Origin of the sequence: Alteromonas sp. CNT1-28, from assembly GCF_022348345.1 — a bacterium.
Taxonomy (GTDB): domain Bacteria; phylum Pseudomonadota; class Gammaproteobacteria; order Enterobacterales; family Alteromonadaceae; genus Alteromonas; species Alteromonas macleodii.
In genome coordinates, this window is sequence record NZ_JAKREZ010000007.1 from 18,189 (window position 1) to 34,924 (window position 16,736).

At 44.9% G+C, this 16,736-nt stretch carries 13 protein-coding genes; 5 read left to right on the forward strand and 8 right to left on the reverse strand.

The genetic code is table 11. The features are described 5' to 3' along the window. Positions 1 to 65: 65 nt before the first annotated feature. From MHN02_RS21630 to serA, 4 genes are all read left to right on the forward strand, one after another. Positions 66 to 1,694, forward strand: a complete 1,629-nt coding sequence (locus MHN02_RS21630; protein ID WP_171337990.1) for an ATP-binding protein — start codon at positions 66 to 68, stop codon at positions 1,692 to 1,694. Positions 1,695 to 1,827: 133 nt separating this feature from the next. After that, positions 1,828 to 2,601, forward strand: coding sequence for a 5-formyltetrahydrofolate cyclo-ligase (locus MHN02_RS06395; RefSeq protein ID WP_239245155.1), 774 nt, complete (start codon positions 1,828 to 1,830; stop codon positions 2,599 to 2,601). Between the two features lie 90 nt (positions 2,602 to 2,691). After that, positions 2,692 to 3,348 (forward strand): ribose-5-phosphate isomerase RpiA, encoded by a 657-nt coding sequence (gene rpiA, locus MHN02_RS06400; protein ID WP_014980011.1) that lies wholly within the window; start codon positions 2,692 to 2,694, stop codon positions 3,346 to 3,348. Positions 3,349 to 3,696: 348 nt separating this feature from the next. Beyond that, a complete protein-coding gene (gene serA, locus MHN02_RS06405; protein WP_014980012.1) occupies positions 3,697 to 4,926 on the forward strand; it encodes a phosphoglycerate dehydrogenase in 1,230 nt (409 codons plus the stop codon). Between the two features lie 126 nt (positions 4,927 to 5,052). Here the strand turns inward: serA and MHN02_RS06410 are convergent, their stop codons facing one another. The 7 genes from MHN02_RS06410 to MHN02_RS06440 form a co-directional block, all read right to left on the reverse strand. Further along, positions 5,053 to 5,811 carry a DUF481 domain-containing protein gene (locus MHN02_RS06410; RefSeq protein WP_014950387.1) on the reverse strand — a complete coding sequence of 253 codons (759 nt, stop codon included), beginning with the start codon at positions 5,809 to 5,811 and terminating at the stop codon, positions 5,053 to 5,055. A 213-nt stretch (positions 5,812 to 6,024) separates the two neighbouring features. Next, entirely contained in the window at positions 6,025 to 6,828 is an 804-nt protein-coding gene (locus tag MHN02_RS06415) for a DUF481 domain-containing protein (protein ID WP_110288254.1), read from the reverse strand. Between the two features lie 133 nt (positions 6,829 to 6,961). Beyond that, positions 6,962 to 7,786 carry an HDOD domain-containing protein gene (locus MHN02_RS06420; protein ID WP_171337989.1) on the reverse strand — a complete coding sequence of 275 codons (825 nt, stop codon included), beginning with the start codon at positions 7,784 to 7,786 and terminating at the stop codon, positions 6,962 to 6,964. A gap of 40 nt (positions 7,787 to 7,826) precedes the next feature. After that, on the reverse strand, positions 7,827 to 8,117 hold the full coding sequence (locus tag MHN02_RS06425) for a DUF1289 domain-containing protein (RefSeq protein ID WP_039228189.1): 291 nt from the start codon (positions 8,115 to 8,117) through the stop codon (positions 7,827 to 7,829). 271 nt (positions 8,118 to 8,388) lie between these two features. Further along, on the reverse strand, positions 8,389 to 9,099 hold the full coding sequence (locus MHN02_RS06430; protein WP_014977212.1) for an SIMPL domain-containing protein: 711 nt from the start codon (positions 9,097 to 9,099) through the stop codon (positions 8,389 to 8,391). Between the two features lie 163 nt (positions 9,100 to 9,262). Next, complete coding sequence (locus MHN02_RS06435; RefSeq protein ID WP_039218569.1) at positions 9,263 to 12,385, reverse strand: multidrug efflux RND transporter permease subunit; 3,123 nt, start codon at positions 12,383 to 12,385, stop codon at positions 9,263 to 9,265. After that, positions 12,385 to 13,662 (reverse strand): efflux RND transporter periplasmic adaptor subunit, encoded by a 1,278-nt coding sequence (locus MHN02_RS06440; protein WP_239245157.1) that lies wholly within the window; start codon positions 13,660 to 13,662, stop codon positions 12,385 to 12,387. Before MHN02_RS06440 ends, MHN02_RS06435 begins: the two co-directional genes overlap by 1 nt. Positions 13,663 to 14,046: 384 nt before the next feature. Between MHN02_RS06440 and MHN02_RS06445 the strand changes: the two genes are divergently transcribed. Continuing rightward, positions 14,047 to 15,129 (forward strand): LysR family transcriptional regulator, encoded by a 1,083-nt coding sequence (locus tag MHN02_RS06445; protein WP_239245159.1) that lies wholly within the window; start codon positions 14,047 to 14,049, stop codon positions 15,127 to 15,129. Positions 15,130 to 15,285: 156 nt separating this feature from the next. Here MHN02_RS06445 and lpdA read toward each other — a convergent pair whose 3' ends face one another. Further along, positions 15,286 to 16,707, reverse strand: a complete 1,422-nt coding sequence (gene lpdA / locus MHN02_RS06450; protein WP_239245161.1) for a dihydrolipoyl dehydrogenase — start codon at positions 16,705 to 16,707, stop codon at positions 15,286 to 15,288. Between the last annotated feature and the right edge of the window lie 29 nt (positions 16,708 to 16,736).

The window sequence follows — 16,736 nt, forward strand, 5'->3', positions numbered from 1 at the left end:
ATGTTTAAGGGATTGTTAATACACAATCCCTTTTTTATTTACAGCTAGGTTTAAACTCAACGGTTATGAAAGCGGCGCCCCTCCCTCAAAATGAAGATGAACGTCTTGCCGAACTGCTCAGCTACGATGTACTTGATACTGAAGCTGAACAACTCTTTGATGACCTTACAGCCCTGGCCTCTCAAATTTGTGAAACCCCTATTGCGCTTATCAGCCTCATTGATCCAAACCGCCAATGGTTTAAATCAAGAGTAGGTTTAGACGCAGAAGAAACATCACGAGACATCGCGTTTTGCTCACATGCTATTTTGCAAAGCGATGTGTTTGAAATACCTAACGCTACGTTAGACCCCCGGTTTCACGATAACCCGCTGGTGACTGGCGCGCCTGATATTCGGTTTTACGCCGGCGCACCATTAATTACCCCGTCTGGCCATGCAATTGGCACGCTTTGCGCTATTGATAGCAAACCACGCAAGCTAACCGAAACACAAAAAGCCTCGCTCCAAACCTTAAGTAAATCGGTAGTAGCACATTTAGAGTTAAAGCGGAAAAACCGAGAGCTTGAGCGCACCAGTCAATTCAAGTCTGACTTTCTTTCTTACGTAAGCCACGAAATTAGAACACCGCTTAATGCCATAAATACGTTTAGTCAGTTGCTTGAAGGCGAAGCCCAAAAGTTAAATTTACCCCCGTCATTTACCACCCCGCTTTCTCATGTAAGCCAAAGCGGTGAAAGGCTTTTAGAAATAGTAAATTCTGTTTTAGATATAAAGCAGATAGAAGCGGGGAAAATGCGTGTGATGCCACGCGCGGTGAATACCAAAGACTTTTTCACCCACTTATTTTCGCTTACTAAGATCCGCGCTGAAGACAGCGGTATCGTATTTAGCACCAGTATTGATGACGCTGTGCCCGACTCGTTGTTTTTCGATGACACCAAATTTGGTCAAGTTGCGCTTAATTTGCTGTCGAATGCGATTAAGTTCACTAATCACGGCAAGTCAGTAAAAGCGCAGGTAAAATACAAAAGCGGCAAGGTAATATTTAATGTCATTGATCAAGGCATTGGTATGAGCGATGACGATCAAAAGCGGCTTTTTACACCTTTCGAGCGAATGGAAAACGCCCGTCAGATAAGTGGAACCGGCTTAGGCTTGAATATATCGAAGCGCCTTGTCGAGCTCATGGACGGGTCTATTAAAGTTAGTAGTAAGTTGAATCACGGTACCCGAATAAGTGTGACCTTGCCTGCCGACGCCCTAAGCGCAAACCAGTTCGTTGAGGCACAACCGCGTAGCTTTGTCGCCCAAGTAAACATAGATAACTCAGTAAATGTATTGGTAGTTGAAGACCACTATATAAACCAAGTTGTTATTCAAACCTTGTTTGAAAAACTGGGCGTGTCGCTTTCTGTGGTAAGCACTGGCGAGGAAGGCGTTGAATACGCCAAGTCTAATCCAGTCGACTTAGTTCTTATGGATCTTAATTTGCCAGGTATTCAAGGCGATGAAGCAACAGCGAAAATAAAGGGGTTTAAGCCAAACTTGCCCATTGTTGCATTGACGGCCGATGTCATTACCCAGCCTGAATATTTGCGAGAACAAGGTCTTGATGACGTACTCACTAAACCCATAGATAGTAGCGAATTGGTGCGTGTGCTCAATCACTATTTAGGGCATGCAGACCAATGAATCTATTCGTTTTATTTAAGTAGTTTTACCACAGTGATTTTACCTGAGTCATCTTTACCTAGCCCAACAAACCTTTTTAACAGCCGTGGTAGTATAAGCTAACTCAATTGTAAGACAGGAGAACTCCTCTACCATGTCCCCCTCATCTTCAGGAAGCGGTACTTCTAGATCGTTGGCGTCTAACAAGATTAATTCAACGGAAACGGCTTCAGCACCAGCTTTAGCAATGAAACCAACGCTGATTGCGCCGTCGCAAACCATACAAACAAGCGTTTCTAATGAAGACATGCAGGCCCGCGCTCAGCTTAGAAAAAAGCTTCGCGAGGCACGCCGAGGGTTAACTAACCAGCAACATACGGACGCCGCTAAGCGCATTGCTTCACGACTACGTACACTGCCCTTTCTTGATAACAGCACGACCATAGCCGGATATTTGGTTAACGATGGCGAGGTCAATTTAACCTATTTTATCGAGTCTATTTGGCAGTCTTCACATGATAAAAAATTCGCTCTACCTGTATTACACCCCGTATGTAAAGGACATTTGTTATTTTTGTCTTATACCCAGCACTCTCAATTGGTGAAGAATAAGTACAACATTGAAGAGCCAGTATTGTCGTGTGAAAACGTCGTTCCTGTTAGGCAATGCGACGTTATTCTTATGCCGCTTGTAGGGTTTGATGTAAACGGCAATCGCCTGGGTATGGGGGGCGGCTACTACGACCGAACTTTGAGTTTTACCCAACGCGCGCCAGATTCACATTCATTTTCGGTTAGTAAAACGCCTAAGTTAGTGGGTATTGCCCACGACATTCAAGAAGTAGATGCTCTGCCCGTTGCACCATGGGATGTCCCCCTTGATGCCATCGTGACGCCCTCGCGCACACTGCAATTCACTAAACCGTGATAGTCATTATAACAAATTGAACATACGAACTTGTGGGTTCACGTGCGCTTATAAGTTACACTTGCGAACACAATAAGTCGGAGAATGACAATGGATCAGAACGCAAAAAAACAAGCCGTAGCCAAAGCAGCCATCGAATATGTTGAAGCAGACAGCATTGTCGGTGTGGGTACAGGTTCTACCGTAAATTTCTTTATTGAAGAACTCGGTAAAATTAAACACAAAATTGAAGGTGCAGTATCAAGTTCAGAAGCCTCTACCGAGCGTTTAAAAGCCTTAGGCATTGAGGTATTCGAGTTAAACGAAGTCAGCAATCTATCGGTTTATATCGACGGTGCCGATGAAGTGACCGAACACAAGCATATGATTAAAGGCGGAGGCGCAGCACTCACTCGCGAGAAAATTGTAGCCGGTGCGGCGACCACGTTTGTGTGTATTGTTGATGAAAGTAAGCGAGTTCCTGTGTTGGGCTCGTTCCCCCTTCCCGTTGAAGTTATTCCCATGGCTCGCTCTTTCGTAGCACGAGAGCTAGTAAAGCTTGGTGGCGATCCTGAATATAGACAAGGTGTTGTCACCGATAACGGCAACGTTATTTTAGATGTTCACAACCTTGAGATTCTGAATCCTCGTGAGCTAGAACAAAAAATAAATAACATTCCTGGCGTGGTAACGAACGGCATTTTCGCATTACGAGGCGCGGACATAGTGCTAAGTGCTACAGATAATGGTGTTGAAACCTTTAAGTGATAACTGAGTAAGACGTATAGTGCGGTGAAAAGCTATACAAAATACTACTTTCAACTTAACGCGTTTTCTGTTAGTTTCCGTTTAGACGTCTAGATGTCCTTAAAAGAAGTTCACTAAGCGTCTCAACTTTTACGTTAGTTAAGGCCAATTCCTTAATAACGAAAGCAATCAACGTGATTATAAAAGCTTGGTAGCAATAACGCCCAAGCAAGGCTTTCAGAGCTGCAAAGCGATGTATTTGCAGCGCTGGTTATACACAGCTTTGTGTTTCATACTGGCAAGTTTCTGAGAGTCTTGGATTGGCGGTGCAAGCAAACCAAAATTACATCAGTGAGAGATAGCGAGTTCATGAGCAAAGTTTCATTAGAGAAGGATAAGATCCGAATTTTGTTGTTGGAAGGTGTTCACCAAAGTGCTTTGGAGACACTAAAAAGCAATGGGTATAGCAATATTGAATTTCTCAAGACCTCTCTTCCTGAAGACGAGTTAATTGAGAAAATTAAAGACGCCCACTTTGTTGGTATTCGCTCGCGCACTCAAATTACAGAGAAGGTAGTTGAAGCAGCACAAAAGCTTGTGGCTATCGGTTGTTTCTGTATTGGCACCAACCAAGTTGATCTTGAAGCCACCCAACGCCGCGGCATTCCCGTGTTTAACGCGCCATTTTCCAACACTCGTTCGGTTGCAGAACTTGTACTTGGCCAAATTATCCTTTTACTTCGCCAGGTGCCGAGTAAAAATGCCAAGGCTCACCGCGGTGAGTGGGAAAAAACGGCAGTCGGCTCATATGAAGCCCGTGGTAAGACACTTGGTATCATTGGTTATGGCCATATAGGCACACAGCTGAGTATTCTTGCTGAACACCTAGGTATGCGCGTTCAATTTTTCGATATCGAAGACAAGCTTGTGCTAGGTAATTCTGCCCAAGTAAAATCGCTTGAAAAGCTGCTTAATACCTCTGACGTTGTTTCACTTCACGTTCCTGAAACACCACAAACTCAAGATATGATTGGTGAAAAAGAACTGTCTCAAATGAAGAAAGGCAGCATTTTGATTAACGCGTCTCGCGGTACTGTGGTAGATATCGATGCGCTTGCGAAGGCATTGGAAAGCGGCCAACTAAACGGCGCTGCTATTGATGTATTCCCGGTTGAGCCTAAATCTAATACTGAAGAATTCGAATCGCCGCTTCGCGCGTTCGATAATGTCATTCTGACCCCGCATGTGGGCGGCAGCACGCAAGAAGCGCAAGAAAATATTGGTATTGAAGTGGCAGGTAAACTCGCGAAGTACAGCGACAACGGTTCAACGCTGTCAGCCGTTAACTTCCCTGAAGTGTCACTGCCAGAACATACTGGTCGTTCACGCCTACTTCACGTACACAAAAACCAGCCAGGTATTCTTACTCAGATTAACCAAGCGTTTGCAGAAAAAGGCATCAACATCGAAGCCCAGTACCTACAAACTAACGCAGAAATTGGTTATGTAGTAGTTGATGTTAAAGAAGACCGTGGTTATGAGGCACTTGCAGAGCTTCAGCAAATTGATGGCACAATTAAGACACGTATTCTTCACTAAGAAGAGTTGTTTTAAGACTAAATAAAAACGCTGCACAATGTGCAGCGTTTTTTTATGCCTGTGATTTTACTTCAATGCGTTGAAGTGCCCAGCCCTACTTCGGTGCGCTGTGCATATAAGGTAGGCTTAGAAGAAGTTGTAAACTAGGCTAACTGCAGTTTCTGTGTCTAGTTTTTCAACGTCGTCGTCAACATTGGTGTTGTGATCAAGTTTGAAAGAAAGACGCATTGAAAGATTACCGCTGATTGTAGCTGTAAGTGCAGACTCAGCACGAGATTTCGTGTTGTCAGAACCCACTTCGGTACTCACTGTTTGCGTAAATTTAGCGGTATCTGAAATTTTCCAAGAATAAGCTGATGACGCACGAACGATTACGCTGTCAAGATCTTCGCCATCCTGAGTTTCGATGAATGAGTAACCAGGACCGATTGAATATTCAAGGGTGTGGCGCTTGTTCTCAAGTACTTTTTGGTTCCAACCCGCCGCAATAGTTGATTGGTAATTAAAGTTACTAAAACGGTCGTCTTCATATGAAGCGAAGCCGAATAAACGGTTATCAGGATTTTCTAGTTTGTAGTTACCCTGGGCTGAACCAAAGAACTTCTGTGCAGAAGTAAACTCGATATCTTCTTGCTCGCCTGCATCATTTTCTTGTTGAACCGTTTCCTGTTTGTATAGACCTTTTAAAACGTAGTCGTTACTCCATTTTTCAAGCTCTTGGTGAGCCTGTATACCCGCACTGATTGACGTGGTTTCAGTGTTACCTGAAGTCGAAATAAAACCTAGTTCGCCTTCCATTGTAAAAGGCTTAACTTCATCGTCTTGGGCGAAAGCGGCTGGAGAAAGAGAAATTGCAACTAAAGATGCAAGCACTTGCTTTTTCATTGAACAATCCTATTGATTATCGGTCCATTCGTTGTACTCAATACCTTTTGAACTGCAAGGCGGTACAACACGAGTTTTTAAAGAGATCTGCTAGACAGTGCCGCGAGGCGGCAAGCACTACAAACAATGGTGCGCAGTGTACATTTTCAAAGCTCTCAGTCAATGCGAACACGGTAAAAAGCCATAGATAGCCCGTTAATTTACACTAATTGACTAAAAAAACTGATAGACCAGCGCCACGGAGGTCTCTGTGCTTAAGGCTGCGACATCTTCGGCGGTGTCTGTTTCATGGTTTAGTATGAAGGATAGCTTCATCGCCAGTGAGCCGAATACGTTGGCTGAAAGCGAAGTTTCTGACCGCGATTTCATATTTTCTTCACCCGCCTCAGTGCTAACAAACTGCCTTAACTTGGCGCCTGAGCTCCAGTGGTATTTGTATTCGGCGGACGCTCTTACAATGATGCCATCGTTGACTACGCTTTCATTATCTTCTTCAGCTTCAATAAAACTGTAGCCAGGACCAATGCTATAGCGAAACTCACTGTCTTCACTGCGCCAGAGGCGCTGAGACCAGCCCGCTGCCAGCGAAGCACGGTGATCGTAACCGGTAAATTGATCGTCTTCGTAATCACCGTACATAAAAAGACGGCGACCAGGATTCATGAGTTTATAGTCGAACTGCGCGCTGGTGAAAAAGCGTTGGGCGCTGATGTCTCGCTCTGTTGTCGGCGTGCCACTTTCTTTATAGAGCAACTCGGCGAAGTAGATACTGCTCCAATTTTCCGTTTCATGGTCCGCATTGACCGCAGCTTTCACACTGGCAGCAGAGGTATTCCCAGTGTTAACAAGTACACCTAGTTCACCGTCTAGCGTAAAACGAGGAATTTCGTCATCGGTGTCGGGCGTGAAGTCTGCGTGATAGAGGGTTTGTATAAGATCCCTCGCGCTTGCGTGCACACACACGCAGCAACAAACAATGCCAACAACAATGCTTGGCCGGAAGATTTTTTTGAACATAATCTGATTTACGTTGAGCTTTATAGTTTTTAGATTACGTCTTAGTACGACGCTTGTTATACCAATCCTCTGGATGAGCTTTACTACATTTTGCTAATTATCAGTAAAGTAACGGAGTTGTTGCACCGAAAGCTCAGTGAATAAGCGACACAATTTTTGCCGTTTCTTGTTCGGCGTATTCAATTGAATTACTTATCACTTCCATGTTGAGACTTACTGTATTGGCTATCTCAGGGGTAAAAAGTTCAATGTCAGCGTAACTTTCTTTATTTAACTGACTTACCGTAATTCGATTTGCTAAACACAGGACGCAGATATCTACATCAGATTTATGTTTAGCTTCATCATTCATGAACGTTACCGGATAGTACAACCCAATAGGTAAGTGCCAATTTTCTAGTATGATACCGCTGCATTGAGCAAACGTAAAACCGAAATGATCCAACTGGTTAACGTGAGGCAACACATTCGTCTCAGCATTCAGGTATGACTGATAACGTTTAGTTTCTTTCTTGGCCACGACCAGCTCACTTAAGTTTTGCAATATCCCCATTACAAAGAAGCGTTCTGCTCCGCGCACGTTAAGTCTCATCGCAAGACTTTTGGCCACCATGCCGCAATACACTGATGCATACCAATGTTTGTCTAAATTTATTAACTTAGTATCAAAGCGTTTAAATGCTGTGCTGGCAGTTTCTGCAATTACCAAGTTATACAGAGCTTCGCCTCCAATCACACTGATTGCTTTGGCAACAGATTCTACTTGAGAAGGAAACCGAAACAGCGAGCTATTCGCCAGCCTTAGTACCTTCGCGGTAAGAGAAGGATCAGCACTTATAAGCTCGCCAATATCTTCGGCGCTGGAACGGGGATCGTCTAATGTTGAACGCAGGCGCACGCATATATCCGGTAACGTAAATGATTTCGCGGCATACGAAACATACTTATCTAACAACATCTAGAAACTCTCAGTCTACTTTTTACAAACTCAAGGCCGCTTATTCTGAACTTGGCGGATCATCAAACAGCGTGAACTGCCCAATTGATTCCCCCAGCTCTTTTTGCTGTTGCTTGCGAGCGCGCGTCAGCACCGCTTTTTTGCGCCGCGCACAGGCGCTGATTATTTTACGTTTAGTTGCATCATCAACCTTAAGCCAGTACAGGCGCTCGTCGCGACTTCGATAGCAACCTTTACAGAAACCCCTTGGACCTGACTCACACACACCAATGCATGGGCTTGGAATTTCAAAAAACTCCAGCTGTTGGGATTGTGATTTTTGTTCCGTCATGTCAGTGGCATAACCTTCAAAAGGTGAAACGAATACCACTTGGGCTGCATTTTCAAGCAAGCAACAGTGGCCACGCTTTAGCTTTATCAATATAAATTAAAACGCATACTCCAACATCTAGCCACTAGACATTAGCAGTAAGGCATTCCAATCATCTAAGCCACGCTGCTTTAAAACTAAGCAATTCGACTCGCAGGCCTTTTCGATATGACAAAGCATAGCACGAAATACGGCCTGTTGACTGCTACACCATGTTCGAAAGCCTGATGCGCTAGTCGATAAGTGTGTATTCGATAGTAGAAACCACGCGCACTTTCTTTATATGTGGATGATGACTGTCGCGACTAGAAATACTGAACTGCCCTTGGTTAGCGCGCTTAATTTTGCCCAAAGTACTTTTTGAATCTTTGGCAAATTTTTCCGCAACCTCTCTCGCATTGAGCGTAGCTTCTTCAATCATTTCCGGCTTTACTTCGTTTAAGCGGGTAAATACATAGTCGGGCTGAGCGCGGTAGCTTTGGTCTGATAATACAATACCAGTTTTAATTAACTCCCCAATTTGCTGCATAAGCGCTCGCACCTTTTCAACATCATTTGAAAAGACAGTAACGGTTTGAATGGCACTGTAGCGAAATGGCGCTTTTTCACTACTTCCGTATTGTTGCGCCAATTTGTCATTTATTTCAGGCTTTCCAATAGTAATGCTCTCTGCTGAAATGCCCTTCTCTTCTAAAAAGCTAGCCACCTGAAGGCTATTCTTTTCAATATGTTCATACAGTTGAGGTAAGTCATTGCCCGCGTCGACAAATTGAATAGGCCAAATAACCTGATCAGCAATGTATTCTCGCTCTGACAATCCTTTTACGGTTACTACTCTATCCCACGTTTGCATATCGTTCATGGCAGAAGACACCTGAACACCAAGCAAAGACACAGCAACCACCATGCCCATCGCCATTACTATCGCCGCACCGATTTTCATTCGAATCTCCATTCTTTCTGTTTTCAACAGGATACAAGCGAATATAAGCTTTTCGGTTTCACAAAACGAGATAAAAGCTGACCAATGGTGGCAAAAAAAAGGCCACTCAAATGAGTGGCCTAAAGAGCCCCTTAAGAGGGCAACGCTTGGGTAGACGGGAGAGTTAACCTTTACGCTGTATCAGGTAATAAAATACCGGAGTTAAGATAAGTCCAAATACGGTAACACCAATCATGCCTGAGAATACTGCCACACCCATGGCCTGACGCATTTCAGAGCCGGCACCGGTTGATACCGCCATTGGCAGTACACCCATGATGAAAGCAATGGACGTCATTAGTATTGGACGAAGACGTAAGCGACTTGCTTCTTTAATGGCTGAAAGCGCGTCCATCCCCTTGTCTTGTAGCTCTTTTGCAAACTCGACAATAAGAATGGCGTTCTTCGTTGCAAGGCCAACCAGTACAATCAGACCTATTTGGGTAAAAATATTGTTGTCGCCCCCATAAACTTGCACACCAATAAGTGCGCTCAGCAAGGTCATGGGAACAATCAATATGATTGCCAGTGGCAAACGCAGGCTTTCGTATTGCGCAGCCAGTACTAAGAACACCAAAAGCACAACTAATGGGAATACAAACGCTGATGCATTACCCGCTAATATTTGCTGATAGGTGATCTCAGTCCACTCGTAAGTCATGCCAAGTGGTAACGTTTCAGCCAGAATTTCTTCAATAGCCGCCTTCGCTTGGTCAGAAGAATAACCTGGCGCTGCTGCACCGCTTATTTCAGCGGTGACGTATCCGTTATAGTGCATAACACGGTCAGGGCCTGCACTGTGCTCAATGTTCAAGAATGAGCCAAGCGGGATCATCTCACCTTGTGCATTACGCACTTTAAACTGCGTAATGTTCTCAATATCCTGACGGTATTGGGCATCAGCTTGTACATTTACTTGGTAAGTTCTACCGAACAAGTTGAAGTCGTTCACGTATAACGAACCTAAGTAGCCCTGCATGGTGGTAAACAAGGTATCGATGTTTACACCTTGGCTTACCGCTTTTTCACGGTCTACATCTACATCGAGCTGAGGTACAGCAACAGTGAAGCTGGTAAATGCATCGGTAAGGGCTGGGTGTGCCCACGCTTTGCCAATCACTTCTTGCGTTACGCGCTCAAGTTCTTCAAAGCCTAGGTTTCCTCTGTCTTCGACCTGTAAACGGAAACCACCAATCGTGCCTAACCCCATTACTGGTGGCGGCGGGAATATCGCCACAAAGGCACCTTTTATAGACCCAAAGTTCTGGTTAAGCTGGGCGGCAATGGCGCCACCAGATAGATCAGGCGTCGTTCTTTTATCAAAGTCAGTCAGCGTTGCAAACAACACGCCTGAGCTTGGGCTATTGGTAAACCCGTTAATATTCAAGCCAGGGAATGCAATCGCATCTTCAACACCAGGGTGTTCCATAGCAATACGAGACATTTCACGGATCACTTCTTCAGTTCTGTCTAAGCTTGCTGCATTAGGCAGTTGAGCAAAGGCCACCAAATACTGCTTATCCTGCGGCGGAACATAGCCTGTTGGTGTATTGGCAAACTGGAAGTAAGTGAGCCCTAGCAGACCCGCGTAAAGCACCATGATGACACTGCTCTTGCGGATAAGCCCACCCACCGCACCGGTGTAACGCTTTGAGTTGCGGTCAAAGAAACGGTTAAACGGTGAAAATACAAAGCGGCCAAACACTTTATCCATTAAACGGGTTAACCAATCATTCGCCTTACCGTGAGGTTTCAACAGCAATGCAGATAATGCAGGGCTAAGCGTTAACGAGTTAATTGCAGAAATTACCGTAGAGATAGTAATTGTTAGCGCAAACTGCTTATAGAACTGCCCGGTAAGCCCGCTCATGAAAGCAGTAGGTACGAATACCGCCGCAAGCACCAGTGTTGTGGCAATAATAGGACCGGTTACTTCTTTCATTGCCTGTACGGTGGCTTCAAACGGCGCTTTGCCTTCAGAGATATTACGCTCTACGTTTTCGACAACAACGATAGCATCGTCCACAACAATACCGATTGCCAACACAAGACCAAACAGCGACAGTGCATTAAGCGAGAAGCCCATTAACTGCATAAAGGCGAACGTTCCCACAAGTGAAATAGGTACTGCAACGAGTGGGATAATAGACGCACGCCATGTTTGTAAGAACAGTACAACAACAAGTACAACTAACAATACGGCTTCAAGAAGTGTACTAATTACCGCTTCAATCGAACCGCGAACAAATACGGTAGGGTCGTAGGCTATTTCGTATTCAAGGCCTTCAGGGAACGCCTTTGACAGTTCCGCCATACGAGCGCGAACGTCATCTGAAATTTGAATTGCGTTAGAGCCTGGTGCTTGGAAAACCGGCACCGCTGCAGCAGGGTTATTGTTAATAAGTGAACGAAGTGCATAAAACTCTGAACCTAGTTCGATACGCGCAACATCTTTAAGACGCGTTATTTCACCATTCTCACCCGACTTAACAATAATATTTTCAAATTCTGCTTCATCTTTTAAACGGCCGCGCACATTTATAAGCAGCTGAAATTCGCTGGTGCCCGTAGGCTGTGCGCCTAGGCTACCTGCCGCCGCTTGCTGGTTTTGATCGGCTATAGCTGCTGCCACATCGCCAGGGTTTAACTGGAGCGCAGCCAGTTTGTTGGGGTCTAACCACACTCTCATGCTGAACTCACCAGCACCGAACAGGCGCACTTGCCCAACGCCATTGATTCGCGCTAGCTCGTCTTTAACAAACTGATCGGCATAGTTTGAAAGATAAAGCATGTCATAACGATTATCAGGCGACGTCAGGTGCACAACCATGGTTAAATCTGGTGACGATTTTTCAGTTACCACACCTAGGCGCTGCACTTCTTGAGGTAAACGTGGCGTAGCGCGATTTACACGGTTTTGTACCAGCGTTGTAGCTTCATCTGGATCAGTGCCAATGGCAAACGTAATTGTTAGCGTCATACGGCCATCACTGGTTGCCTGTGATGACATATACAGCATGTTTTCAACACCGTTAATTTCTTGCTCTAGCGGCGTTGCAACTGTTTCGGCGATAACCTCTGGGTTTGCACCGGGATAATTCGCAGTTACCACCACGGTAGGCGGCACTACTTCTGGGTATTCAGTGATAGGTAGTTGCCAGACAGCAATTGCACCACCTATAAAAATAAGTAAGGAAAGCACGCCCGCAAAAATCGGGCGGCTAATGAAAAACTGCGAAATGTTCATTACTTAAGACCTGCTGTTGCTGTACCTGTGGCAAATGAACCACCAGATAAAACATCTTCAACCTGCGCCATGCTTTGGGTTATTTGAGTAGCGTTGTCTACCCGTGATTGCCAATTAGATAGGTTTGCAAGTGCATCTTCATCACCCATAGGGACTTCATTAGCCGTAACATGCGCACCAGGGCGAACACGCTGAAGGCCATCGACCACAATGGTGTCGTTAGCATCTAGACCACTTGTGATAATGCGCATACTGCCTACTTTGTCACCTAGCTTAACTGCACGGTATTCCACTTTGTTTTCGTCATTAACCACTAACACGAATTTGTTATTAAGGTCTGTGCCAATGGCTTTTTCTTTAATTAGAATGCCTTGTTCATCTGTATCACCCGCCAATTTTAGATGCGCAAACAAGCCAGGGATTAAACGACCTTCTTCGTTATTAAACACAGCTCTAACGCGAAGTGTGCCGGTGCTACCGTTAACCTGGTTGTCGATGAAATCAATTTGACCCCAGTGGTTATAATCAGACTCGTTAGCAAGGCGCATCGCTACTGGCTGTTCATTGACTGCGGTAGACGCATTGTTATCGCTACCTACGTAGTTCAGATACGTCTGCTCATCAATATCGAAATACGCATACAATCGGTCGGTGGAAACGATGCGGGTGAGTTCAGTTTGTCCTGCGGTAACAAAGTTACCTTCAGTGATGTTTGCGCGAGAAATACGCCCAGAAATAGGTGCTTCAACACGAGCAAAGCCACGATTTAGGCGCGCTACTTCAAGTGCGGCTTGCGTTTGATTTAAGCTAGCAAGCGCTTGGTTTTTCTCAGCTAAACGAGCGTCAAGAACTTCTTCAGAAACCGCCTGAGTTTTACGAAGTTTGAAAGCACGGCTATAGTTTTGCTCAGCCAACTGAACGCGACTTTTGGCTTCTTCAAGTTGTGCAGTCAGTCGATCAACTTCTGCTTTAAACGTGCGGTTATCAATTAAGAATAGAGTTTGCCCTTGTTCGACATATTCGCCTTCGTCAAACGCAACAAAGTCAATGTAGCCCGACACGCGAGGACGAAGCGCTACAATTTGCGGAGACTCTAAACGGCCTGTAAAATTATCCCACTCGGTTAAACGCTGAGACACTACCGTTGCCACATCAACAGGAACACCAGCATTTGCGCTAGCGCTCATTGATTGACTTGGATCCTGCTCGTCACCACCGCATGCAGCGACAAGCGCAGTTAGGCTTACTATTGCCAATAAACGGGTAAAAGTTTTCATTGCAAGATTCTCTTAAAAATTAAACTAAAGTTTGATGCCGCGCATTATGCACATCCCCAAACAATAAAAATAATTATCTTTTTATATGAAACACATCACATGATGTTATATATTGAGAATAGCTCCCGAAGGAAAGGGCTTTTTTTTAAATTAAGAAGCGTTTTGCTACAGAGCAAACCAAAAAATCTATAGGAAAAGCCGAAACTTAAGTAAATAGTGGGCTGCGGCGTTGAAATGTATCAGTGTCGCTCGTCTCATTCATATGGAAAGTAAATACTTTTCGCTATAACCTATAACTAAACTATGTCAGTTGAATTACATACAAAATTACTATTGATTGATAAATCGGTAGATGAACGTACCTAATAGACAGTAGAGAAAACAATGCGCCCACATGATTTAAATTTGTTGATGATTTTTGATGCCATCATGACAGAGGGTGCCATTACCCGCGCAGCTGATAGGTTATCAATGACGCAGCCGGCGGTCTCTAATGCGCTTTCACGCATGCGCACCGCTTGGAATGACGAACTATTTGTTAAAGATGGACGTGGTATTCAGCCTACCTCATTTGCTAAAAACTTATGGAGCCAAATTCAGGGGCCATTAGGTGAGCTCGAAGTTGCCGTTAACCCAACTGACTTTAACCCTGCAACGGCTAAACGTACCTTTCGTATAGCAGCAACTGACAGCATTGTCTCCATGGTGTGGGGACCGCTTCGCAAAGTTATTGAAAATGAAGCGCCAGGAATTAATATCCATGCCATTCCTAATTACGACATGGAAACCGATAAAATACTCAAAGATGCTGAAGCAGAACTCACTTTCTCTAAATATCAGGAGCCTGGCTCTGTTATTCGTGCCGAACATGTTCTCGACCCAAGCTGGGTTGTGGTAATGCGCCCCGATCATCCATTAGCAAAATCTCAATTGACCTTAGAAGACTTTGTTGCGGCTGACCACCTTCTAGTTTCTGTTACGGGCGATGTGACTGGACCTACAGATCAGGTACTGGCGAATTTAGGCCTTAAACGCCGCGTGGCAATGTCAGTAAACCAGTTTTATAACGCTACACCGTTACTAAAAGAGAGCAACCTTATTTGTGTAGCACCGTCTTTGGTAATGGAAAAAGAGATTTTCTCAGGCGAATTGGCAGTATTTGAAACGCCAATAGAAATTGTCAGCTCTCCGCTGTCTGTGATGTGGCACAAACGTCAGGATCAAGACGCGGGCTTACAGTGGCTTAGAGGACTCGTAGTTAGATTTATTCGCGAACGTGTACAACGTCATGAAATGCTGCTCTCTCAATGCTGTAGAAAAGCCTATTGCGCCGAAACGGTTAAGCGCTTTATGGACCAGCGCAATATGGACTGTGAAGAATTTACGCCAGCGCATTTGAAAACGCCCAGCAACGATGAAATGGACGAAGAACGCGACACCGTAGCGGTTGGAAAAGAAACAGCTTAATACTAGCCTGCTTAGATAACTACACACTCGGCGAGACTTAACATGTTCGTCATTGCGTTGTGTTATCGCAGGTAAAGTGGTTCTAAAACATTCAAAGCCCTAATAAAAAAACCGCTCAAAGAGCGGCTTTTTCTTAGTTCGAACAAAGAAGCTAATTTACTTCTTTTTCTTTGCTTTCGGGTTTGGCAGGTCAGTAATACTTCCTTCGAAGATTTCAGACGCAAGACCAATTGATTCGTTAAGCGTTGGGTGAGCGTGGATAGTCAATGCTACGTCTTCAGCGTCAGCACCCATCTCAATAGCTAGGCCGATTTCGCCAAGCATTTCGCCCGCGTTGGTACCTACCATAGCACCACCGATTACGCGGCCCGTTTCTTTGTCGAAAATCATCTTAGTCATACCGTTAGTTGCATCAGATGCAATTGCACGGCCTGAAGCAGCCCATGGGAACGTTGCTGTTTCATAGCTTACGCCCTGCTCTTTCGCTTCTTTTTCAGTTAGACCAACCCAAGCAACTTCTGGCTCAGTGTACGCTACTGAAGGAATAGCACGTGGGTCGAAGTAATGCTTCTGTCCAGCAATAACTTCTGCAGCAACGTGACCTTCGTGAACCGCTTTGTGCGCAAGCATTGGCTGACCTACAAGGTCACCGATTGCGAAGATGTGGTCAACGTTAGTACGCATTTGCTTATCAACGTTGATGAAGCCACGCTCGTCAACGTTTACGCCAGCTGCATCTGCGCCAACTAGCTTACCGTTTGGCTTACGACCAACAGCAACAAGTACTTTGTCGTAGCGCACTGGCTCAGCAGGTGCGTTCTTACCTTCAAAAGTTACGTACAAGCCATCGTCTTTTGCTTCAACCGCAGTCACTTTGGTTTCAAGCATGATGTTAAACTTGTCTTTGTAGTCTTTCATGAACACTTTCATGATGTCTTTGTCAGCTGCTGGAATTAGCTGATCTAAGAATTCAACTACATCAATGTTCGAGCCAAGTGCTTCGTATACTGTACCCATTTCTAGACCGATGATACCACCGCCCAGTACTAGCATTTTCTCTGGAATATCTTTCATTTCCAGTGCGCCAGTTGAGTCGATTACACGATCATCTTCTGGAATGAACGGTAGGCTTACTGGCTCAGAACCCGCAGCAATAATTGCTTTTTCGAAAGTAATAGTAGTAACGTCGTCACCATTTTTTACTTCTAGGGTGTTTGCGCCTGTGAATTTACCGAAGCCTTGTACATGCTTGGTTTTACGCATTTTAGACATACCGCTAAGACCGTTTGTTAATTGCTTAACAACGCCGTCTTTGTATTCGCGGATTTTATCTAAATCGATGGTAGGCTCGCCAAACGATACACCGTGGCTAGCAAGGTGCTTCGCTTCTTTCATCACTTTAGCAACGTGAAGAAGGGCTTTTGAAGGGATACAGCCAACGTTAAGACAAACACCACCAAGCGTGTCGCGAGAGTCTACGATAACTGTTTCAATACCTAAGTCAGCCGCACGGAATGCTGCTGAATAACCGCCAGGGCCGCCGCCCAGTACCACCAATTGCGTTTTAATTTCGCTCATTGTGAACCTCAATCCTGTTCTTGTAGGGT

Excerpts from the sequence above, each read along its gene's own strand:
- MHN02_RS06440 (WP_239245157.1), bottom strand. The coding sequence starts at position 13,662 with ATGAAAACTTTTACCCGTTTATTGGCAATAGTAAGCCTAACTGCGCTT.
- lpdA (WP_239245161.1), bottom strand. The coding sequence starts at position 16,707 with ATGAGCGAAATTAAAACGCAATTGGTGGTACTGGGCGGCGGCCCTGGC.
- MHN02_RS06425 (WP_039228189.1), bottom strand. The coding sequence starts at position 8,117 with ATGACGGAACAAAAATCACAATCCCAACAGCTGGAGTTTTTTGAAATT.
- MHN02_RS06415 (WP_110288254.1), bottom strand. The coding sequence starts at position 6,828 with ATGTTCAAAAAAATCTTCCGGCCAAGCATTGTTGTTGGCATTGTTTGT.
- MHN02_RS06420 (WP_171337989.1), bottom strand. The coding sequence starts at position 7,786 with ATGTTGTTAGATAAGTATGTTTCGTATGCCGCGAAATCATTTACGTTA.
- serA (WP_014980012.1), top strand. The coding sequence starts at position 3,697 with ATGAGCAAAGTTTCATTAGAGAAGGATAAGATCCGAATTTTGTTGTTG.
- MHN02_RS06435 (WP_039218569.1), bottom strand. The coding sequence starts at position 12,385 with ATGAACATTTCGCAGTTTTTCATTAGCCGCCCGATTTTTGCGGGCGTG.
- MHN02_RS06430 (WP_014977212.1), bottom strand. The coding sequence starts at position 9,099 with ATGAAAATCGGTGCGGCGATAGTAATGGCGATGGGCATGGTGGTTGCT.
- MHN02_RS06410 (WP_014950387.1), bottom strand. The coding sequence starts at position 5,811 with ATGAAAAAGCAAGTGCTTGCATCTTTAGTTGCAATTTCTCTTTCTCCA.
- MHN02_RS06395 (WP_239245155.1), top strand. The coding sequence starts at position 1,828 with ATGTCCCCCTCATCTTCAGGAAGCGGTACTTCTAGATCGTTGGCGTCT.
- MHN02_RS21630 (WP_171337990.1), top strand. The coding sequence starts at position 66 with ATGAAAGCGGCGCCCCTCCCTCAAAATGAAGATGAACGTCTTGCCGAA.
- MHN02_RS06445 (WP_239245159.1), top strand. The coding sequence starts at position 14,047 with ATGCGCCCACATGATTTAAATTTGTTGATGATTTTTGATGCCATCATG.
- rpiA (WP_014980011.1), top strand. The coding sequence starts at position 2,692 with ATGGATCAGAACGCAAAAAAACAAGCCGTAGCCAAAGCAGCCATCGAA.